19 protein-coding genes are annotated in these 21,782 nt (G+C 59.5%); 4 read left to right on the forward strand and 15 right to left on the reverse strand.

Annotation, left to right across the window (positions count from 1 at the left end; genetic code table 11):
• Positions 1-15: 15 nt before the first annotated feature.
• The 12 genes from argJ to uvrA all read right to left on the reverse strand — a co-directional run bounded on the left by argJ (position 16) and on the right by uvrA (position 13,665).
• Positions 16-1,173 carry a bifunctional glutamate N-acetyltransferase/amino-acid acetyltransferase ArgJ gene (argJ, locus tag M5J06_RS11750; RefSeq protein WP_143335974.1) on the reverse strand — a complete coding sequence of 386 codons (1,158 nt, stop codon included), beginning with the start codon at positions 1,171-1,173 and terminating at the stop codon, positions 16-18.
• Positions 1,174-1,257: 84 nt separating this feature from the next.
• Positions 1,258-2,301 carry an N-acetyl-gamma-glutamyl-phosphate reductase gene (argC, locus tag M5J06_RS11755; RefSeq protein ID WP_250224731.1) on the reverse strand — a complete coding sequence of 348 codons (1,044 nt, stop codon included), beginning with the start codon at positions 2,299-2,301 and terminating at the stop codon, positions 1,258-1,260.
• Between the two features lie 195 nt (positions 2,302-2,496).
• Positions 2,497-2,949 (reverse strand): hypothetical protein, encoded by a 453-nt coding sequence (locus tag M5J06_RS11760; RefSeq protein WP_070529922.1) that lies wholly within the window; start codon positions 2,947-2,949, stop codon positions 2,497-2,499.
• A 173-nt stretch (positions 2,950-3,122) separates the two neighbouring features.
• Entirely contained in the window at positions 3,123-5,639 is a 2,517-nt protein-coding gene (pheT, locus tag M5J06_RS11765) for a phenylalanine--tRNA ligase subunit beta (RefSeq protein WP_250224732.1), read from the reverse strand.
• A gap of 29 nt (positions 5,640-5,668) precedes the next feature.
• Positions 5,669-6,715: a phenylalanine--tRNA ligase subunit alpha gene (pheS, locus tag M5J06_RS11770; protein WP_250224733.1), complete on the reverse strand. Its 1,047-nt coding sequence runs from the start codon at positions 6,713-6,715 to the stop codon at positions 5,669-5,671.
• A 97-nt stretch (positions 6,716-6,812) separates the two neighbouring features.
• Complete coding sequence (locus M5J06_RS11775) at positions 6,813-7,613, reverse strand: TrmH family RNA methyltransferase (RefSeq protein ID WP_250224734.1); 801 nt, start codon at positions 7,611-7,613, stop codon at positions 6,813-6,815.
• Positions 7,614-7,717: 104 nt separating this feature from the next.
• The gene (locus M5J06_RS11780) at positions 7,718-8,194 is read right to left on the reverse strand and encodes a TM2 domain-containing protein (protein ID WP_101735716.1); all 477 of its coding nucleotides are present in this window, start codon (positions 8,192-8,194) and stop codon (positions 7,718-7,720) included.
• A 205-nt stretch (positions 8,195-8,399) separates the two neighbouring features.
• Complete coding sequence (rplT, locus tag M5J06_RS11785; RefSeq protein WP_005323264.1) at positions 8,400-8,783, reverse strand: 50S ribosomal protein L20; 384 nt, start codon at positions 8,781-8,783, stop codon at positions 8,400-8,402.
• A gap of 56 nt (positions 8,784-8,839) precedes the next feature.
• Positions 8,840-9,034 carry a 50S ribosomal protein L35 gene (rpmI, locus tag M5J06_RS11790; RefSeq protein WP_010190075.1) on the reverse strand — a complete coding sequence of 65 codons (195 nt, stop codon included), beginning with the start codon at positions 9,032-9,034 and terminating at the stop codon, positions 8,840-8,842.
• Positions 9,035-9,070: 36 nt separating this feature from the next.
• Positions 9,071-9,640 (reverse strand): translation initiation factor IF-3, encoded by a 570-nt coding sequence (gene infC / locus M5J06_RS11795; protein WP_083299163.1) that lies wholly within the window; start codon positions 9,638-9,640, stop codon positions 9,071-9,073.
• Positions 9,641-9,847: 207 nt separating this feature from the next.
• Positions 9,848-10,828: a serine hydrolase gene (locus M5J06_RS11800; RefSeq protein WP_250224735.1), complete on the reverse strand. Its 981-nt coding sequence runs from the start codon at positions 10,826-10,828 to the stop codon at positions 9,848-9,850.
• Positions 10,828-13,665, reverse strand: coding sequence for an excinuclease ABC subunit UvrA (gene uvrA, locus M5J06_RS11805; protein ID WP_144675055.1), 2,838 nt, complete (start codon positions 13,663-13,665; stop codon positions 10,828-10,830). The genes M5J06_RS11800 and uvrA overlap by 1 nt, the downstream gene beginning before the upstream one ends.
• A gap of 76 nt (positions 13,666-13,741) precedes the next feature.
• Here uvrA and M5J06_RS11810 point away from each other — a divergent pair, with 76 nt between their 5' ends.
• The 4 genes from M5J06_RS11810 (at position 13,742) to M5J06_RS11825 (ending at position 18,766) form a co-directional block, all read left to right on the forward strand.
• Positions 13,742-14,344, forward strand: coding sequence for an MBL fold metallo-hydrolase (locus tag M5J06_RS11810; RefSeq protein ID WP_144675057.1), 603 nt, complete (start codon positions 13,742-13,744; stop codon positions 14,342-14,344).
• A gap of 95 nt (positions 14,345-14,439) precedes the next feature.
• On the forward strand, positions 14,440-15,363 hold the full coding sequence (locus M5J06_RS11815) for a DoxX family protein (RefSeq protein ID WP_143335978.1): 924 nt from the start codon (positions 14,440-14,442) through the stop codon (positions 15,361-15,363).
• A gap of 141 nt (positions 15,364-15,504) precedes the next feature.
• Entirely contained in the window at positions 15,505-17,745 is a 2,241-nt protein-coding gene (locus M5J06_RS11820; protein ID WP_144675059.1) for a HelD family protein, read from the forward strand.
• A gap of 10 nt (positions 17,746-17,755) precedes the next feature.
• Complete coding sequence (locus tag M5J06_RS11825; protein WP_143335980.1) at positions 17,756-18,766, forward strand: App1 family protein phosphatidate phosphatase; 1,011 nt, start codon at positions 17,756-17,758, stop codon at positions 18,764-18,766.
• 32 nt (positions 18,767-18,798) lie between these two features.
• On the opposite strand, the gene M5J06_RS11830 is transcribed toward M5J06_RS11825, so the two are convergent.
• The 3 genes from M5J06_RS11830 to M5J06_RS11840 form a co-directional block, all read right to left on the reverse strand.
• Complete coding sequence (locus M5J06_RS11830) at positions 18,799-20,433, reverse strand: histidine-type phosphatase (protein WP_143335981.1); 1,635 nt, start codon at positions 20,431-20,433, stop codon at positions 18,799-18,801.
• A gap of 209 nt (positions 20,434-20,642) precedes the next feature.
• The gene (locus M5J06_RS11835; RefSeq protein ID WP_010190091.1) at positions 20,643-21,083 is read right to left on the reverse strand and encodes a universal stress protein; all 441 of its coding nucleotides are present in this window, start codon (positions 21,081-21,083) and stop codon (positions 20,643-20,645) included.
• Positions 21,084-21,226: 143 nt separating this feature from the next.
• The gene (locus M5J06_RS11840) at positions 21,227-21,673 is read right to left on the reverse strand and encodes a universal stress protein (protein ID WP_070523204.1); all 447 of its coding nucleotides are present in this window, start codon (positions 21,671-21,673) and stop codon (positions 21,227-21,229) included.
• Between the last annotated feature and the right edge of the window lie 109 nt (positions 21,674-21,782).

Genomic DNA, 21,782 nt, shown 5'->3' on the forward strand with positions numbered 1-21,782 from the left:
TCCTCCCTGTTTCTCTTAGGAGCTGTACGCGGAGTTGATTTCCACGTAGTCGTGGGACAAGTCGGTGGTGCGCACGAAAGCGGTACCGCTTCCACCAGTACCTAGGTCAACGCGTACGTCAATGTCAGCCCCGGAAAGGTCAACATCACGCGCGCCGGGCGCGCCGGTGGACCCAACGCACACAGCCTGGTTATTGAAGAACACCGAGATGTTCTCCGGATCCATATCAGCATCCGCCATGCCCACTGCGGCGAGCACGCGACCCCAGTTGGGATCCGAGCCGAACATCGCACACTTGAAAAGGTTGTCGCGCCCCAAGGTGCGCGCGGCGTTCAGCGCCTGTTCATCGGTGGAGGTTCCTTCGACCGTGATCTTCACGCGCTTGGTCACCCCCTCGGCATCTGCCTGGAGCTGATCCGCGATATCGGAACACACCGCCAGAACAGCAGCATCCAGCTCTTCCTGGCTAGGCTCTACACCGGAAGCGCCAGAGGCCAGGATGATGACCGTGTCATTGGTGGAGGTCGAGCCGTCAACGTCAAGCGTGTTGAAGGTCTGATCACTAGCGGTCTGCAGCGCCGAACGCAAGGCTTGTGGGGAGGCCACGGCATCCGTCGTCACGCATACCAACATGGTGGCCAGAGAGGGAGCCATCATGCCCACGCCCTTTCCCATGGCGCCCATGCTCCAACCCTCGGCCTTAAAGAGCGATTCTTTGACCACGGTATCGGTGGTCATGATTGCCTCCGCGGCGGCCTGACCGTGCGATTCATCAGAACCAAGATCCCCGGCAACCGCTTCGATACCGGCCAATGCCTTCTCCATGGGAAGCAGCTCTCCGATAAGACCCGTCGAGCACGCCGCGATGTTGACTGCGGGGATATCCGTGTGCTCGGAGACAGCGGCTACCATAGCCGCCGCATCCTTGTCCCCTTGCACGCCGTTGCAGGCATTCGCGTTGCCAGAGTTATAAATGACTGCTTGGATGGCACCGTCCGCTACTGCTGCACGGGAAAGCTTCACGGGAGCGGCCACCACGCGGTTACGGGTAAACACTGCGGCTGCATCAAAGTTGGGACCTTGATTGACCACAAGGGCCATATCCGGCTTTCCGGAGGGCTTAATCCCAGCCGTCGTGGCGCCAGCGAGGAAGCCGGCGGGTGCAGTAATCATTTCTAGTTTCTCCTTGTCTTAGCGGAACTACAGTTCCAGCGGGATTGGGTGGCGCGAGGAACGCGCGGGCGAGTATTTGGCTATCTAGGGGGCGACGGCTGCCTGCGGCAGGCCCAGAGTTTCCTCCCAGCCCAAGGTGAGGTTCATGCACTGAACGGCCGCGCCGGCGGTGCCCTTGCATAGGTTGTCTAAAGCCGCAGTGATGACAAGGCGGTTAGCGCGCTCATCCACGTGTGCCTGAATATGAACCATGTTGCTGCCCACCACGTTCTGGGTTTGCGGTTGCTGCCCTTCCGGAAGCACAAGGCAAAATGGCTCGTCGGCGTAGAACTCACGGAAAGCCTGGGCAACGCTGCGCTTATCGACGCCCCCCTTCAGCGGCGCCGTAATCGTGGCCAAAATGCCGCGCGGCAGAGGGGCAAGCACCGGAGTAAAACTCACGGACACCGGCTCCTGGGTAAAGGGTTGCAGGTTCTGCAGTACTTCCGGGGTGTGGCGGTGGGTGCCACCCGGCTTGTAGGCCTTGAGGTTGCCCATTGTCTCCGCGCCCAACTGAGTTACGGAGGCCTTCTTACCGGCTCCGGATACACCGGTAATCGCAATGACGGACAGGTCCGGCTCAATTAGCCCTTGCGCCACGGCAGGAAGGGCCCCCAGGGTAATCGTGGTGGGAAAACACCCTGGAACAGCCACGCGGTTGCTGCCCTTGAGCTTGTCGCGGTTGCCGGGAACTTCCGGGATCCCGTAGGGCCACGCGCCGGCATACTCACCGCCATAGAATGCATCCCAATCTTCTTTGTTGCGGAGGCGGAAATCGGCGGCACAATCGATGACGGTGACGGACTCCCCCAGCTGACGGCCAATCTCCGCCGAATGCCCGTGCGGCAAACCGAGGAATACGATGTCATGGCCAGCGAGGACTTCTGGGGTGGTGTCCTCGATGACACGGTCTGCCAACTGCGGCAGATGCGGCATGAGTTCGGAGACTCGCTCGCCAGCATTAGAGTGTCCCGTGAGCGCGCCAATGCGCAGATCACCTGAAAGGTACGCTGGGTGCGACAGCACGAGGCGTAGAATTTCGCTCCCTGCATAACCTGTGGCTCCGGCGATTGCTACTGAAATACTCATGCAGCCACCCTAGCAAATAATGCAGTCCGCCGTATGTTATTCAAGAAAAACAGCCGCCGTATTTCTTCATTCCATAAACGGCAAAGCTCGGATTCTCGCGGTACAGTGCGAGAATCCGAGCTTTGGAATAGGAAATAGGAGTGACGCGGGGCCGGCTAACTCCGGGCCCTTTATGAAACGAGGGCTGCATTTGGACTACATGACGCGGGAGGAGACGTCCCCCAGTCCTTCCGAACCAGATACGGCCTTCTTTCCTGCGTAGCCTAGGTAGCCCTGCGGGCCAACAAAGTGGATGCCGCCCTGCGCATCGGCGATAGCGGTGACTTCATTGAATTGGTGAACTTGGCCTGGCTGCAGACGCTTGAAATTCGTGGTCGTAAGCCCTTGGTTGAAGCAATCAGCCTTAGAGCGGCCTGCATGGTAAATGAAACGCGGGGCCAGTTGGCCCGGCGGGTTGCACTGCGGGCTGGTAGCTCGTGCGCCTTCGGACAAACATGCTACGTAGGTTCCTTCGATATTCGCGCTTTCACAGTTGACGGTGCCGTCGGCATTGGAAAAGCCTTGGGACAGGTCGGCGGAGGCATGTGGGGCAATCGTGAGTGCACCGACAACGGCGGCGGTGGCGGTAAGACGGGACAACAGACGCATGGTGTAGACAATCCTTTCGGGGTTGGAAACGCTGCCCCTCTGAGGCTATGAGCTAAACCACACACCTACCAGCGCTGGGGGATCTTTCCCCACGCCTTCGCACGCTTGCGCAAAGGGAAACCCGGCCCACCTGCGGGGTGAGCCGGGTTGATGAATTAATAGATGCCGATACGCTAAGCCCGCATCTGTGCGCCGAGACGCTGCTGAGCCAGCTCTGCGGCGGCGAGACGATGCTGGTTCGCTTCCTCATCGGTCAGCGTGCGATCATCCGCACGGAAAAGAAGTTGGAAGGCAAGGGACTTCTTGCCCTCACCAAGCTGCTCGCCGCGGAAGACATCGAAAAGCTCCACGGACTCCAGGAGCTCACCGGCGCCCTCCTCAACGACCTTACGAACCTCTTCAGCCGGGGTGGCATCATCGACGACCAACGCGATGTCTTGGTGCAGGGCCGGGAAGGAGGACAACACAGGTGCCGGGAACTTCTCCTCCAACGGCAGTGCTGAGACATCGAGCTCCATGGCACACGTGCGTGCAGGAAGCTCCAAAGCCTCAAGAACCTGCGGGTGCAGCTCACCCGCATAACCCACGACCTGCTCTTCATCATCGGCGAGGACAATTGCAGCACAGCGACCCGGGTGCCACGGAAGCTGTTCGGCTGCCTTAACTGCAACCTCAACACCAGCGGAACGAGCCACCTGGCGCGCAGACTCGATCGCATCTGCGTAGCTATACGCGCGGCCGGTCCCCCACGGACCTTCGTGCTCAATGTTGCCGGTAGCAACCGTAGCCACGTGCAGCGGCTGCAGAGGCAGGGACTCCAAAAGCTCAGCCACGACGGACTCCTCCGGGCGAGACTCCACCGAAGGCATCGGCGACGCATCAGCGCGCTTGAATGCCACCTGCTGGAGGCCGAAAAGGGCAAGGTCGCTTCGGCCACGGGCCACGTTGCGGGCGATGGCCTCAAGAAGGTTCGGGAGCAACGTCGTGGACAGAATGGCCTTGTCGGACTCGAGAGGATTCTGCACGGCCACCGTCTTACGACGCGGATCCTCCTTGTCCAAACCCCATGTATCAAAGGTGTCGTTCGGGATGAACGGCGCCGGCAAGACCTCGGCATAACCGGCATAGGCCAAAGCGTGGCCAATAGCGCGGCGGCGCTTCTGGGCCGGCGTCAGACCGCGACCGCCTGCCGGGGTCGGCAGCACAGTGGGAATGTCCTCTAGCCCTTCTAGGCGCAGGACTTCCTCAATGAGGTCGACGTCCATGGAGATGTCCGTGCGCCACGTCGCCGGGGTAACTTGCAGTTCATCACCGTTGTCGGTGACGTCGCAGCCTACCTCGCACAGGCGCTGGATAATGGTGTCGCGGGAGTACTGCACGCCGGCGTATTCGCTGGGCTTGGCGGTGCGCAGGGTGATGGGCTCGCGCTTGGCGACGTCTCCCACGAGCGTCCTGCCAGCCTCGATGGTGCCGCCAGCAATCTGCTGCAGCAGCGCGCAGGCGACGTCGAGGGCGACCTCAACAATGGCCGGGTCGACGCCGCGCTCGAAGCGGCGGGACGCCTCAGAGGAAAGCTTGTGACGGCGAGAGGTCCGGGCCACGGTGATCGGATCCCAGATGGCGGATTCGAAGTAGACATCCGTGGTCTCATCGGAAATCTCTGAGGTCGTACCGCCCATGACGCCAGCGAGGGACTGAATGCCGTTGTCATCGCAGATGACCACGTCACCAGCCGACAGCTCACGCTTGACGTGATCTAGGGTCTCGAACTTCTCCCCTTCTGCGGCGTTGCGCACCACGAGGTTGCCGCTGATCACATTGGCATCGAAGGCGTGCATCGGGGCCCCCAGCAACAGCATGACGTAGTTCGTGACGTCGGTGGCCACGTTGACGCTGCGCTGGCCGGACAACATGAGCTCGCGCTCCATCCAAAATGGGGTTCGAGCAGCGGGGTCAATACCGGTGACCTTGCGCAGACCGAAGCGCTGGGCTTTGGTTTCCTCGCGCAGGTCAACGTCGATAAGCGCGCCCTGTGCCTGAGGAACAGCCGAGATATCCACACCGGCCGCGCTCGGGTCCTGAGCCACGTCCGGGAAGGTGAGGTCAAACGCCGAAGCCACCTCGCGGGTCAAACCGCGCGCGGAGAGGGCGTAGCCGCGATCCGGGGTGATGTTGACGTCGAAGGCGGTATCAGCCAGACCGATGATGGGGCGGGCGTCCTCGCCAACCTTGTCCGCCACCTCGTCCCCTAGAACGATAATGCCGTTGGCCTTGTCGCCGAAGCCGAGCTCAGCGGCGGAGCACATCATGCCGTTGGAGATGTGGTCATAGGTCTCGCGGGCAGCAATCTTGAAGCCGCCGGGCAGCTCAGCACCTGGGAGGGAGACCACGACATAGTCATTGAGACGGAAATTGCGGGCGCCACAGATGATGCCCTGCAGCTCGCCGGTGCCATTTGCGTGGCCAACGTTGACCTGGCAATAACGGATTGGCTTCTTAAATTGCGTGAGCTCTTCAATCTCGACGACCTGGCCAATGACCAGCGGGCCGGTCGTCTCTGGGAGGGCCTCAAATCCCTCGGTTTCAAAACCAACACGGACAAAGCCGGAGTCCAACTCTTCGGAAGGTACGCTCCAGCCGGAATTCGCGGTGCCCAGGATGCGGGTAACCCAGTCTTGGGAAATAAGCATTGTTTTCTCTCTATCCTTTCTCTGGGTTCCTATGCCTGCACACCGAAGGGCAGGGTGAAGCGAACATCGCCTTCCACCATGTCACGCATATCGGTCAGACCATTGCGGAACTGCAAGGTGCGCTCAAGGCCCATGCCGAAGGCGAAACCTGTGTACTCCTCGGGGTCGATGCCAACGGCACGCAGAACGTTGGGGTTGACCATGCCGCAGCCGCCCCACTCGATCCAGCCGGCGCCTCCCTTCTTATTCGGGAACCACACATCGACCTCGGCCGAGGGCTCGGTGAACGGGAAGTAGTTCACGCGCATGCGGGTGGTGGTCTCCGGGCCAAAAAGAACCTTGGCTAGGTGCTCCAGGGTGCCTCGAAGGTGGGCCATGGTCAGCCCCTTGTCCACTGCTAGGCCCTCCACCTGGTGGAAGACCGGAGTATGGGTGGCATCCAGCTCATCGGTGCGGAAAACACGGCCCGGGCAAGCGATGTACAGCGGTACATCACGCTCAAGCATCGTGCGTACCTGCACCGGCGAGGTATGCGTACGCAAGACCTGCTTGGAGCCTTCCTTACCCACATGGAAAGTGTCCTGCAATGTGCGCGCAGGGTGATCGGGCTTGAAGTTCAGCGCATCAAAGTTAAAGTACTCGGCCTCAACCTCTGGGCCGTCGGCAATCTCCCAGCCCATGCCCACGAAGATGTCGGCGATGCGCTCCGACAACGCAGTAATAGGGTGCAAAGCACCAGTCTGCGCCCGCGTGGTGGGGACGGTGACGTCGACTTTCTCCGCCTTAAGCTGAGCGGCGCGAGCCTCCTGCTCCAGCACTTCACGAATCTGCGCAAAGCGCTTTTCCACCTTGCTGCGGGCCATGTTTACCGCACGACCGGCGTCCTTGCGCTGATCCTTGGGCAACTGGCCCAGCGACTGGCGGGCCTGCGGAATATAGCCACCGTCACCAAGGTGTTCGCGGCGGGCGGAGGTGAGCTCGTCGAGGTCGGATGCAGCCTCGAAGGCGGCAATGGCCTTCTCCGCGGCGGCCCCCAGGGCCTCTTCGGTCAATTCGATCTGAGGTGTATCGGACACGTGCCTTGATTACCTTCTTCTCGCACAAAAACTAACGCGAGCTATCTTACCGTGCTTAACGACTACTGTGGCCACCAGCCCTAGTCACAGGGCAGAGCTAGCCGTTCTGTTGCTTGGCTGATTCATAAAGACAAATGCTGGCGGCCGTAGCTAGGTTGAGCGACTCTGCACGCCCAAGAATCGGAATGCGCACACGCATGTCAGCTTCGTCCAAGAGCTCGCCCAGTCCATGTGCTTCGTTACCGAACAACCAGGCGGTGGGTTGGCTCAGATCTGCCTCAGCTAGATCTACTTCACCATCAGCAGCCGTGGCTAGCACCTGCATCCCGGAAGAGCGCAGCTTGCCCAGGACGTCCTTGATGTTGGGATCGCGAGCAACGGGTACATGGAACAGCGACCCTGCCGACGCGCGCGCGACCTTGCAGCCCAAAGGGTCGACCGTCTCACCGGCGAAGATGACACCGTCCGCCCCCATGGCGTCCGAAGTCCTAATCAGGGTACCTGCGTTGCCAGGCTCAGACGTCAGCACTGGGACTGAGACCAGCTGTGGTTTGCCCGCCAGAATCTTGCCAGCGCTCCACAGGACGGGGCGGCACACGGCAAAGAGCCCGGTGCTCGTCGCGGTATCAGACAGGTGCTTGGCCGCCTTATCCGTGATGGGGTGGACATAGACGTCCATATATCCGCAAGCTTGCACGATGTGGGCGAAGCGCTCGGCGGCTCTTTCCGTCACGAAAACATCGGTGGCCGCTCCCGTGGACACCGCCGCGTCCACAGCGTTTTCGCCCTCGATGATGAAGCGCTCCGCCTTACGACGGTTGGCCGCGCGGTGCAGCTTGGCCGCATTGACTACGCGCGGCGTGCGTTCGGTAAAAGCAGAGGAGAAATCCAGATCCATGTATGTGACGGTACCGACCGAGCTTCACATTGAAAAGTCCCGCTTGCCCACCACGTTCGGGCGGGCAAGCGGGATAAGAGTTCTCCGCGATTCTCTGCAGACGGTTACTTCTTCAGCGGTACGCCGTTTGCGTCCTTATCGTAATTGGAGAAACCACCGGCGATGAACACGAGCTCGACCCACTTCCAGATCACCAATCCAGCGACGAGGAAAATACCAATGATGATAAAGGAAGTAATAAGGCCGACGACGGCAAGAGCCAGCTGCCACATACCGCGCTTCGTGCGGCCGAGGTAGAAGTTATGAACTCCCAATTCACCCAAGAAGAAGCACAAGAGCAGTGCTACTACCCATGACTTTTGCTCTCCACCAGCCTGTGGCTGCTGGCCGTAGTGTGACTGGTAAGCGTCCTGCTGCGCTGGAACATTCTGAGCCGGCTGCGAACCACCATACGGGGCCGCGCTATAACCGTACTGGTCGCTCGAAGACCCGAAGGGGTTTGCCTGTTGCGGCTGTCCTCCATTAGAAGCGCCGTCAAAAGCGTCGCCATTGGGCTGATAAGCGTTGTTCGGGTTGGTCATTTCTCTTCTCTCCTTCACACCATGTATCGCTGGCCAGCCCCAAGGACTAAGGGTAGGCGGCTTTCATGACAGTACTGTGCAATGTAACACAATCCCTCGGGAGAAGCAGCGCTTAAGGGTTCTTGCGGGCATTACTCCCGCAACGACAAAACCCACCGTCCCTTCATCAGGGGCGGTGGGTTCATCTGGCGTCTACGCGCGGTGCTTAGGCAGCCTTCGGAGCGTTGACGTCCTCCGGAAGTGCAGCCTTAGCAGCCTCGCACAGTGCGGAGAAAGCCTCGAAGTCATTAACTGCAAGCTCGGCGAGGATCTTGCGGTCAACCTCGATCTCAGCCAGGCGCAGGCCGTGGATGAGGCGGTTGTAGGTGATGTCGTTCATACGAGCAGCAGCGTTGATGCGCTGGATCCACAGCTTGCGGAACTCGGACTTGCGGGCGCGACGATCGCGGTAAGCGTAAGTCATGGAGTGCAGCCACTGCTCCTTGGCCTTGCGGTAAAGGCGGGAGCGCTGGCCGCGGTAGCCCTTAGCGGACTTCAGGATTGCGCGACGCTTCTTCTTGGCGTTAACTGAGCGCTTTACTCGTGCCACAGTAATACTTCCTTATCTTGATTGTGAGTGTGTGGGGATGGGAGTTTCGGCGCTGACTATGCGCGGCCGAGAAGGCGCTTGACGCGCTTGGTGTCTGCCTTGGCGACGTCCTCGGTGCCCTTCAGACGACGGGTGCGCTTGGACGGCTTGCCCTCCAGGAGGTGGCGGCGGTTAGCCTGCTCGCGGCGCAGCTTGCCGGAGCCAGTCACCTTGATGCGCTTGGCGGTGCCCTTGTGAGTCTTCTGCTTCATGAGAATTAAATCCTTAAATCCTAAGTGGAGCGTGGTCTACTTCTTGCCTTTGCGGACGGGTCCAAGAACCATGGTCATGTTGCGACCATCCTGCTTGGGACGCGACTCCACAACGCCGACCTCTGCGACGTCGTCAGCCAAACGCTCCAACAGGCGGAAACCCAGCTCCGGACGCGACTGCTCGCGGCCACGGAACATGATGGTCACCTTTACCTTGGAACCCTTCTCCAGGAAGCGCACCACGTTGCCCTTTTTCGTCTCGTAATCGTGATCATCAATCTTCGGACGGAACTTCTGTTCCTTCACCACAGTTTGCTGCTGATTCTTACGGGACTCGCGGGCCTTCTGGGCCTGCTCGTACTTAAACTTGCCGTAATCCATGATCTTGGCTACGGGCGGCTTCGCGTTCGGTGCAACCTCGACCAAGTCAAGATCCGCTTCGTACGCGAGCTTGCGAGCATCGTCAGTACGGACGATGCCCACCTGTTCACCACCGGGGCCAACAAGACGGACCTCGGGTACTCGGATGCGCTCATTAATGCGAGCTTCAGCGCTGATTGTGGTTCTCCTCGATTGTGGGGCTAGTAGTGTGCCTACCGAGGCCACAAACGAATAAATCCCGGCGCCAGTGGCATCCGGGAGTTTCTTTTTCAAGCACGCACCACCATGTGGCACCTACTCTTAAACCTTTATCCTGCGTTGGAATGGTGATTCCTACGCGGCCTCAGGTGGGAGAAACTCCGCTTGCGGCCCAAGTACCTCCTGGAGGAGGCGCTACGGGCGGTAGTGCGCACTACTCTAACACCACATGCATCAATCACCAAATCGGCGTGCAGGTGAGTTAGTGGTTGTTTCGGCCGACGCACCTTGCCTCTTCGAAGCTGCGCTTGCCGACGCCTCCCTAGCCCTCGGCGCTGCGCCAGACGGCGCACAACCAACCAAGGGCTTTAGCGCGCCCTCCTTCAGAGCCTCGGTGACAACACGGTCTAGGCCTGCAGCAAGCAAGTTAAGAGCGGGTATAGCCTCCTCGGCGTAGTCGCCGGGCATGGTGACCTCAATGGCCAATCCCACCGTGCCATCGGCATCCTTACCGACCCCCTCGGTTTCCCGGACCCCAATCTGGCGGTGGGTATACCCGTTGTCCTCCTCGGAAAGCCCCCAGCCGCCTTTGGCCCGGGTATGCGGGAGGCGGTCGAGTCCATTGTCTTGCCATTCCACGATGTCATCCATCGCGTCATAAACCTGCGCGGCTTCGGGGATACACGGCAAGTGTGCGCCAAACTTGGCCTGCTCTTCGAGCAACCACGTGGAATATCCAAATGGTTCCTCAAATTCGCCGGATGAGTCATATTCCTTCAAGAGAGCCTTGACTGCGCTTCCCGCTTCCCCCTCGGTCCAACGAACGTGGGACCACAGTGCGTAGGCGGCATCGTTGTCCGATTCCCTAATGGCGAGGTCCACAAGCTCAGGGCTAGCCTCGTCGCGCAAAGCCGCGATGGCGATCGGCACCTTTACGGTTGACCATGCAGGCTCTTCGCCCCTTAGTCCAGCGTTGAATGTTCCCTGTCGATCCGCCACTGACACTCCAGCTTGAACGTCATACTCACTTTCGACGTCTGCGACGACGGAGCGCAGCTCCGCATCGAGGTCGTAGCTGTCCTTAACCCCCTCACTAGATGTTTCTGGAGCTTCCTGCACTGCGTCCCTATCCGGGGCAGAACAGCCCGCCGCAGTTGTAGCCACGGCAAGACCGAGAGCCAGCGCAGCCGTTTGCGTGAGCTTCTGCCCTACCATCACACCATCTCCTTGAGGAACCCTCCTGTATAGGAGCCTTCCACTTGTGCCACATCTTCTGGCGTGCCCTGAGCCACAACGGTTCCGCCGCCGGAGCCACCCTCGGGGCCCATGTCAACGATCCAATCCGCGGCCTTAATGACGTCCAGGTTGTGTTCGATGATGATAACGGAGTTGCCCTTATCCACCAGACCCTGAATGACGAGCATGAGCTTGCGGATGTCCTCAAAGTGCAGGCCCGTCGTCGGCTCATCCAAGATGTAGACCGTGCGCCCATTCGTGCGCTTTTGTAGCTCAGATGCTAGCTTCACGCGCTGTGCTTCACCGCCGGAAAGTGTTGTAGCGGCTTGACCCAGGCGGACGTATCCAAGGCCCACCTCCACCAAGGTATTGAGGTAGCGGTGAATGGAGGTGATGGGCTCAAAGAACTCTGCAGCCTCTGAAATCGGCATGTTGAGGACCTCAGCAATGTTCTTGCCCTTGTAAAGAACCTCCAGGGTCTCGCGGTTATAGCGTGCGCCCTCGCATACTTCACAGGGCACGTAGACATCGGGCAGGAAGTTCATCTCAATCTTGATGGTGCCGTCACCTTGGCACGCTTCGCAGCGTCCGCCCTTGACGTTGAAGGAGAACCGGCCCGGCTTGTAGCCGCGAACCTTAGCCTCCTGGGTTTCCGCGAAGAGGTTGCGGATCTTGTCAAAGACCCCCGTGTACGTCGCCGGATTTGAGCGCGGGGTACGCCCAATGGGGCTCTGGTCCACCTGCACGAGTTTGTCTAGGTGCTCCACGCCCTCGACGCGCTTGGCTCGACCCGGCACCTGACGGGCGCGGTTGAGCTTATTGGCCAAGGTCTTGGCCAAGATCTGGTTGACCACGGTGGACTTACCGGAGCCGGACACGCCTGTAACGCAGACGAGGACGCCCAGCGGGATCTCCACGTCAATGCCCTTGAGGTTATTCTCGCGGGCGCCGACCACCTTGAGCATGCGCTCAGGATCGATTGCACGGCGAGTGTCTGGGACTGCAAGCGTCTTCTTGCCCGAGAGATACTGCCCGGTGAGCGATTCCTCCACGGCTTCGATACCGGCTGGTTCACCCTGGTAAACCACGGTGCCACCAAATTCGCCGGCGCGCGGTCCGACGTCGACAAGCCAGTCCGCCTCCCGAATGGTGTCTTCATCGTGCTCCACCACGATCAAGGTGTTTCCGATATCGCGCAAGCGCTTCAACGTGGCGATGAGGCGCTGGTTATCGCGCTGGTGTAGACCGATTGAAGGCTCATCGAGCACGTAGAGAACTCCCGCCAGGCCGGAACCGATCTGGGTGGCGAGGCGGATGCGCTGCGCTTCACCGCCGGACAGTGTGGAAGCGCCGCGGTCGAGGGTGAGGTAGTTCAGGCCGACGTCGAGAAGAAAGCGCAAGCGCGCCTGGATTTCCTTCAGGACAGCCCCAGCGATGATCTCCTCGCGGTGGCCCAACACGAGCGAGTCGAGGAACTCTGCTGCTTCCTCGATGGACAGCGCCGTCAGGCCCGCGATGGACTGCTCACCGTGAGCGGTCGATGCCAAGCGCACCGCCAGGATTTCGGGCTTGAGGCGCGTGCCGTCACAGGCATTACAAGGAACGCGGCGGGTGTACTGAAGCAGGCGATCCTTCTGCGATTCGGAATCAGTCTGATCGAGCTTGCGCTCTAGGAAGCCGATGGCGCCCTCAAAAGGCGCGGACCAATTGCGTTGGCGGCCATAGCGGTTCTTGTAGCGCACGCTGACTTCCACGTCAGTGCCATAAATCAAGGCGTGACGCTGCTCCTCAGTCAACTCAGAAACCGGAGTGCGGGGATCGAAGTCGAGGGTCTTGGCTAGCCCTTCGACGAGCTTGACGAAGTACCTCGCATTGGGGCTCGACGTCCACGGTTGGATGGCCTCCACAGCCGGAGCATCCGGGTCTGGGACCAGCAAATCAACGTCGACCTCAAGGCGGGTACCCAAACCGTCACACACCGGGCAGGAACCGAAAGGTGCGTTGAACGAGAACGCGCGGGGCTCGTATTCCTCAATGGTCAGCGTGTGGCCGTTGGGGCAGGCGGCCTTCTCCGAGTAGGTGTGCGTGAGCTCCTCACGGTCAACGAAATCCAGGGTGACCAAGCCATCAGCCAAGCGCAGAGCAGTCTCCACCGAATCCGTCAGCCTCTGCTTTTGGGAAGCCTTGACCTGCAGACGGTCCACGACGACATCGATGTCATGCTTAATCTGCTTCTTTAGCTTGGGCGGATCACTGAGCTGGTAGAGCTCACCATCCACCCGGACGCGGGAATAGCCCTGCGCCGCGAGGTCCGCGAAGAGATCAACAAACTCACCCTTACGGCGGCGCACAACCGGTGCGAGGACCTGGAACTTAAGCTTTTCCTCGTGGCTTAAAACCTCATCCACGATTTGCTGCGGGGTTTGGCGCTCAATGACGGCATCGCACTCAGGGCAGTGCGCAGTACCCGCGCGGGAGAAAAGCAGACGCAGGTAATCATAGATCTCGGTAATTGTTCCCACTGTTGAGCGCGGGTTGTGGTTGGTGGACTTTTGATCAATGGACACCGCCGGAGAAAGCCCATCAATGAACTCAACGTCCGGCTTATCCATCTGACCAAGGAACATGCGCGCATAGGAACTCAAGGACTCAACGTAGCGCCGCTGGCCCTCGGCAAAGATGGTGTCGAAAGCAAGCGAGGACTTGCCCGAGCCAGATAGGCCGGTAAACACCACCAATTTGTCGCGCGGAATATCGATATCCACGCCCTTGAGGTTGTGCTCACGCGCGCCGCGTACGACCAAACGATCAGCCACTAGTTGCTGCCTTCCTACACAAATGTATGTGTGTTCAGAGAGTTCTCAATCAGAATGTACCCGTATGGTTGGACTTATGAACAACGCCCTTAAGCTTCACAAAATTTCCGTGTCCGATATGGATAACAATTGCTACCTACTGTGTGCGGGCGAGGAAGCGCTGCTTATCGACGCCTCTGCTGACGCCCCCGCGCTTCTTTCTCTAGCCGCCGATCACGGGGTAAAGATCACCTCCGTGCTTACCACCCACCGCCACTGGGACCACGTGCGTGCACTGAAAGAAGTCTTGGACGCAACCGGCGCCGAGCACTACGCCTCTTTCCTTGACTCCCCTGCCCTGCCCGCGCCCGTCGACGTGGAGCTCGAGCATGACGATACCCTGCCTTTTGCCGGCTTCGACTTACCCGTCATCATTTTGCGCGGACACACTCCAGGCGGTGCAGCGGTTGCAGCGGAGATCGACGGTGTCACAAACCTCTTCGTCGGCGATTCCCTCTTCCCCGGCGGCGTAGGGAAAACCACCTCGGAAGGTGACTTCGTGCGCCTGTACAAGGATGTCACGCAGCGGCTCTTTGATGTTTACCCCGACGAAGCGATCGTCCGCCCTGGGCACGGAGCGCCCACAACGCTCGGTGCAGAGCGCCCGCACCTAGACGAGTGGTGGGAGCGGCGTTGGTAACTACGTGTTAACTGCTGCGTTTACAGCAACAGTTGTTTAATCCGCGTACTATGGTGTGTCGAACGTCTTTACAGATCTATCGAATGGAGCACGTCATGATTCGTAAGTTTGCTCGTCCTATGCTGGCCTCCGTGTTCATCTGGGATGGTGTGGATACGCTCCGCAACACCTCGGAGCACGTCGCGGACACCGAGTCCGTGCTCAAGCGCCTGCGCAAGGTGCTGCCGCGCGAGTACGCAGGCTACATCCCTAACGACCCCGAGTTGGTTACCCGCGCGCTCGGCGGTGCAAAGACCGCCGCGGGCACCAGCTTGGCGCTGGGCAAAGCACCGCGCACCTCCGCTGCCGTGCTGGCGCTGACTCACGTCCCGAACTTGGTTGGAAATGCTTTCTGGACCGCAGATTCCAAGGAAGAAAAGGAAGCACAGCGCAGCGGCTTCATTACCAACACCGCTCTGCTCGGTGCCCTGGCCATCGTTACCCAAGACACCGAAGGTAAGCCCTCTGTGCGTTGGCGCGCTGCCAAGGCTTCCGAGCGCGCAAACAAGAAGATCCAGCAGGCACTGCCAGGCAAGTCCGAGCAGCAGAAGTTTGCGGAGGACCTCTCCACCCGCGCCAATGAGATTTCTTCTGATGTCACGGCAAAGGCCAATGACTGGTTCGAGACTGCCAAGGACTACGTCGAAGATAACCGCGATGACTGGGAGTCCACCGGTCGCGATTTCCTCAAGTCTGCTCGCAGCTTTGTCGAGGACACCGCCGAGACCGCGCGCGAGTTCATCGACGACAATAAGGATGACTGGCTCGACGCTGCACGCGAGAACTCCGCAACCGCCCGCAAAGGCCTAGTCAAGGCGGCTGGCAAGGCGCAGGACCGCGCTGACGCGGCCCTGGCCAAGGCCGATTCGCTTGATAGCAAGCGCGCCCAGAAGAAGGCTCGCAAGCGCGCGGAAAAGCTGCAGAAGGAAGCTTCCAAGAAGCTCGATAAGGCTTTCAAGAAGTTTGGTGACCGCTTCTAAGCACTTCGCCTTAGGCTGCGGATAGCCCCGCAACGCACCGCGATACATGGAAGCGGTGGAGACAACAACGGCTCAGCTAGTATGCTGGGCCGTTGTTCTTTTCCACCCAGGAGAAGCCTTCAAACGCGCCCAAGGAGCCTTGTGTCTGAATCTTCATCCGCGCCTCGCACCGAAAACCCTGGTGCTCAAGCAAACGATCCGCGCACCGAGATTGCCAGCGAACAAGCCTACGTCGATGGCCTTTTTGCGCGTCTCGATAACGAGGTCCACGCCGCAAATGAACGCCTCAATGAGGTACAGGCTGCCGTCGATCCGCATACCCCAGATGCCGATGCTCTGGTGCGCCGCGAAACCGAGTATCACGGGCTGCAGGCCAAGCTGGACCGTCTAAACATCGCCCAACTCGGCCTAGTTTTTGGGCGCATCGACATTGACGCGCCCGGTGATAACCCCACTCCGGAGGGACTAGACCGCCGCTATATCGGCCGCATGGGACTCGATGCCCGTGAGGAGGATTACCGCACGCTCCTTCTGGATTGGCGCGCCCCGATGGCTCGGCCGTTCTACCTCGCCACCACCGCGCACCCCGAGGGAGTCCACGTCCGCCGGCACATCAGGACTACCGGGCGCACGGTTACCGGAATCAGCGACGAAGTCCTCGAAGGCGAGTCACACACCGACAGCAGCGACGTTGCCAGTGAGTCCGCCCTCCACCACGTCATGCAACAGGCCCGCACTGGGCACATGCCGTCCATCGTGGAAACCATTCAAAGGGAGCAGGACGAAATCATCCGTGACAGCACGCGCGGCGTCATGGTGGTCGAAGGCGGGCCAGGCACCGGCAAGACAGCGGTGGCACTGCACCGTGTGGCTTATTTGCTCTACACCTACCGCGAACAGCTAGCCGCCACGGGTGTGCTCATCGTGGGCCCCAACTCCACCTTCCTGGAGTACATTTCCCGGGTGCTTCCGGAGCTTGGTGAAACCGGCGTCGTGCTTTCCACCATCTCTTCTCTCTTCCCCGGCATTGAGGCCACTCACCCTGAGTCCCTGCTCGCGCGCGAAATCAAGGGTTCCGCGGCCATGGTGGAAATCCTCGGCAACGCAATGAAGGACTATCAACGCCTGCCGGAACAATCGCGCACGCTCGAGATCGATCGGCTCGAACTCACCGTGGACCCACAGATGGTCAAGGCAGCACGGACACGTGCACGGCGCTCGCGCAAACCGCACAACGATGCACAAGCAGCGTTTGCGGAGCACCTCACCGAGTCGCTGGCCCAGCAGATGGCTGAACGCATTGGCGCTGACCCTCTCGGCGGCAAGAACCTGCTCTCCCGCGCGGATGTGGATCAGCTCCACGACGACCTCGCGGAAGAACCCCAGGTGCTGGAGCTCATCGACGAGTTCTGGCCCCACCTGACGCCCACCGACGTCCTCGCCGATCTCCTCAGCAGCACCGAACGCATCGATTCGGCGGCCGGCGATTATGATGATGAAACCCGCAGTGCCCTTTACCGTGAGTTCGGCCGAGCTTGGACACCTTCCGACGCCGCGCTTCTCGACGAACTTGCGGTTCTCATCGGCATGCCCGACCCCGAAGCAGAACGTGTCGCCGAAGAAAAAGAATGGCGTGAGCAAGTCGCAGAGGCAGAAGACGCACTCGATATCCTGAGCTCTTCCGATTCCACCGACAACGATGACGACATGTTCGAAGCGGAGATTCTCTCTGCCCACGACGTCATCGACGCCGAGCACCTCGCTCGACGCCACGAGGTTCGGGACTCCCGCACCACCGCCCAGCGCGCCCGTGAAGACTACACGTGGGCCTACGGGCACGTCATCGTCGACGAGGCCCAAGAACTCACCCCGATGGAATGGCGCATGATTTTTCGCCGTAGCCCCTCGCGGTGGATGACTCTCGTGGGCGACACGTCCCAGACCGGTGCCCCTGCCGGCGTCGATGATTGGGCGGACACGCTCGAGCCGTTCGTCGGCGAGCGCTTTCGGCTTCACGGGTTAAGCGTCAACTACCGCACCCCGCGCCCAATTACCGAATTGGCCAATCAACTCTTGGAATCCATCAACCCCGAAGCGACGCCGGGTATCGCTGTTCGCGACGGCGTGGACGTCATCTGGCGCGAGGATACGGACGACCTTGAGCCTGCTACCTTCCAGGATGATGAAGGGCGCCTGCACGCTGTGATTACGGCGGCCAACGTTGAGCACACCAAGGGGCTAGAGTTTGACCACGTCACCGTAGTCAACCCGGATGACATCGTGGCAGCATCACCGCAAGGTTTACACAACCTCTACGTAGCTCTCACCCGCGCGACGCAGTCCTTGACCATCGCCGGCCGTTACGCGGAGGTTTTCGGTTAGTCTGGTGCGCATGGCACTTTCCGATATCGCCCGCAAAGTCGAATTCACCGCGAACGCATTCTCGCTTAAGCACTCCGCACGCAAAGGCTGGCAACCGAGCATTACTGGCTATGCCGGCTACGGCAACGAGGATTTTGTCCACGTGCTGGGCCGCGTACTCATGCACGATCCCAAGGCTGAGGAACGCGATACATGGACCCAACGCGGATACCGCCAATTCTTCACCATCCAAGTCACGCACCACGAGGTGGAAGTCACTGTTGGTGGGAAGACAGTATCGGGCACCACGAACCACAACGGCTATATCGATGTCCTCGTATATAACCACGGACTGGAACCCGGCTGGCACGAGGTCACCATCCGTGCCAAGGGCGCGGATGAGGTGACCTCAGAAGTGCTCATCGTAGACAAGGACACCACGTTCGGCGTGGTCAGCGATATCGATGACACCATCATGGTGACCTGGCTGCCGCGAGCCATGATTGCGGCGTGGAATTCCTGGGTAAAGCGCACCAATACGCGAACCCCCGTCGAAGGTATGGCACGGTTCTACCGGGAAATCGCGCAACAGCACCCCGAGATCCCCTTCATCTACCTCTCCACCGGCGCATGGAACACCTACGACACCTTGATTAACTTCATGGCGGAGAAGGGCTTCCCGCGTGGTCCCCTGCTGCTGACAGACTGGGGGCCTACCCCCACCGGCCTCTTCCGCAATGGTCAGGAGCACAAGCGCGTGCAGCTCCGCAACCTCTTCATTGCTTTCCCGAAGCTCCGCTGGCTGCTCATCGGCGACGACGGTCAACACGATCCGCTTACCTATGCCGACGCGGCAGCGGAGCACCCCAACCACGTAGCGGCCGTGGCGATCCGCAACCTCAGCCCACAAGAGCAGCTGCTCTCACACGGTTCGCTGGCCCCCTTGGTGAAGGTCAACGAGCAGACGTCCTTCGACATCCCACTCATTCAGGGGACCGATGGCAATGCTCTTGCGCGCGCCTACCGCGAACTCAACCTCTAGTCCGAGATTCGCATGCCTTTCTTATCTAGTTTCTAGAAGGGCAGTTGAACGCCGTACCTGTTGAGGATCTCCTTGATCTGCTGAGCGTTTGTCATAGCAACACCAGCGGTGATCACCAGTGCACCGATGACTGCCGCAACAACTCCCCAAACGCCGGCTTGTGAAGAAAAGACGTCAGCAGATGTGGATGGCTGGGCGCTGTGGTCGCCGCCTTCTCCGATGCGAGCTTTAGAGTGATCCGACGTTGCTCCTAACGGCAAACAAGCGGCAAGCTCATCAATGGTGTAAAAGGTCGATCCTTCTGAGATCGGCTCACAGCCTTCATTGAACGGCACTTCTTTTTCGTTGTAGAGCATGCGCACAAGGGTGTCGCCTCGTTCGTTTTGGAACGCATCCCATTGGATATTAGCTCCCATCGGGGCTACGTGGTCGCCTCTCCATGCGGAATTCTCCCACGTATAAAGCTCACCTCGTGGAGTTGCTGTTTCAGATCCTGGGAGCTTTAGGAGGGCGGCCAACGGGATGATGGTCTCGGCATGCCCAAACCGATATTCGGCAGCTACATTGCCACCAGCGGCGCGGTCCTGGACGCCTTGAATCATATGTTCCAGAAGCGGCGCGTAGTTGTCATAAGAGACAGTCTGCGCTTCAATGGCTGGCCCCTTTTGGTAGTAATCCTCAACATCCAAGAGGTAAGCAAAAGTCGGTCCGCTGGCTTCATCCATGTAGTGGTCAAAGATCCAGCCTTCCGCTGGTGTCTTTTCCTCATGAGCCAAGGCTGGAGCAATGATGTACAGGTTGTAGAACTGCAAGGCTGCATCCACAATGCCTTCAACCGTCTTGTCATCCTTTTCACGGCCGACAAAAGAAATGGATCCATCCTCTAGGCCTGTGATGAAGTCCTCGGTGAAGATCTTGCGCAGGAGGCTGCGCGCGGCAGTCTGCGATGCAGGTTTGGCATAAGCCTCTTCAACCTTCGCGTTGAGAACTTCCGAGTCTTTCCACTCGGAATACTCCTTATAGGACGGAGATTCTTTATCCTTGTGGGCATACATGAGATCGGTACGCGATTCGATGCTCACGTGGCCATCTTTCATGCCGTCAACCAGATTATCCGCCAACTCGGGCTTTTGCGCGAGCCATGCTTTAGCAAAGTTCCACCCAGAATCATTAGCACGATCCTCACCGGAGGACATGTACTTGACTTTGAGGCCTTCCTCTTCGATGGTTTCCATTAAGGTAGCGTTGCGCTGCGCATTGCGCTGGCCGATCCCTTGTAGCTCCTCGCGGCCCACGACCGTAAGGTTGCCGTAGCCGGCTTCTTGGCCGATGCCGCCAGCCAGCGCCTCATTGACGGCGATCATGGCCTCGACCTGCGGAATGAGTTCCTCCCCCAGCTCCGTGAGTTGGTCGTGTTCTTTGGCGTACTCCAACATCTGCTGAGCCAGGTCGTCATATTTAAAACTCGAAAGTCCACGCGACCCATGGCGGTTCACAGTGGACGTGTAGATCTGGCGAAAACCGGCAGGTGCTTCAGAGTAGCTGGCCCCCTGGGGTTCATAGTGTTGCTTGGTGGAGTAATAGGTCGCAGTATCCGCAGCCAAAGCCGGAACCGGTGTCAATGAACAAGCAACAGCAGTGACAAGTGCAAGGGTACGAGAACGCATGAGAAAGTTCTTTCGAGAGTTAGTGATTACGGAGACTTAACTAACCTAAATCGAGAACATGACTCTAAAGAAGCCGACAGACAAACTGTGGGTTAAGAAATGCCCACCCCTATGGATAAAAAGTGGCCGAGCGGCTCAACGCCACTCGGCCACTTTGTCTGCTGCTTTAATCCCGGACTTCCTGACCAAAACAGCGTCGGTCAAGCGTCTTAGTTCACGGTGTGGACGATCATGACGTCACAATCAGACTGACGCGCGACATCCGCCGGAACCGAACCGAGCAGACGGCCGGTCAAGGAATTAATTCCGCGGTTACCAACGATGAGCAGGTCAGCCTTGTTGTCGTTGACGATGGACATCAGAGCCTGAACCGGGGTGCCCGGACGCACAGCGGTCTCCACCTTCGTCACGCCGAACTTCTCTGCGTGTTCCTTGCCGGAGGCGAGGTTGGCCTGAGCCTTCTCATCACCGAGAATCGTCACTGAATCCTGGCGCAGTGTCTTGGAGGCTTGCTCCTGGTTCTCGTAGTAGGCGCAACCGATGATGAGGGTGGCATCGAAGGCTGCGGCGATCTTGGCGGCGCGCTCCACTGCGAGCAGGGAGGACTTGGAACCGTCGGTACCGACCACGATCTTGTTGTAATCGCTCATGATGACCTTTCTTCGCTGGGCCCCAACCTTGAGGCCACCGCTAAACAAAATTCTAAAAGCTTTTGCGCACCCGCTAGTCTAACAACGCTGGCGTGTTCGCGTCGATCAGCGCGTGTGCTGTGCGCCCGACTGGGTCCCGGCGCTTACTCAGTGGTGTTGACCACCACAACATCCGCGTGGGCCTTACGGGTCAGCTCCGTCGCAACGGAACCGAATACCCGGCCGCGGACTGAATGGATTCCCTTGTTACCCACCACGAACAAGTCGACGTCATAGTCCTTGCCCACCTCGATGAGGGAATTCACGGGATCGCCAGACTTAGCGATGATCTCGATGCGCTTCGCGCCCTCGCCGTGCGCGATCTCCGCGGCATTGTTGAGGAAATTCTCCGACATTTCCTCGCTGACGACGGGCACGCGGGCGTCCTCTGCGTTCGGTGCGCCGAGCATCGAACCGGAGTGGTTGTAGAAAGCAGAGACGATGATCAACGTCGCATCATAAGCACGCGCCATAGATGCGGCAGAACGGACGGCACGCAGGGATGTCGGTGATCCATCGGTTCCCACGGCGATGACGTTGTAGCTCAGCATGATTCTCCTTATAACTAGTGGTTAATCCCTAACAGTATGGCACGGCTACCCGCACTGAGTGTGGTGTTACCCGCCCAGTGCACTAACGAGGTTTCAGTACGCCGGCCCA

It is taken from the genome of Corynebacterium intestinale, from assembly GCF_023574125.1.
GTDB lineage: Bacteria > Actinomycetota > Actinomycetes > Mycobacteriales > Mycobacteriaceae > Corynebacterium > Corynebacterium hesseae.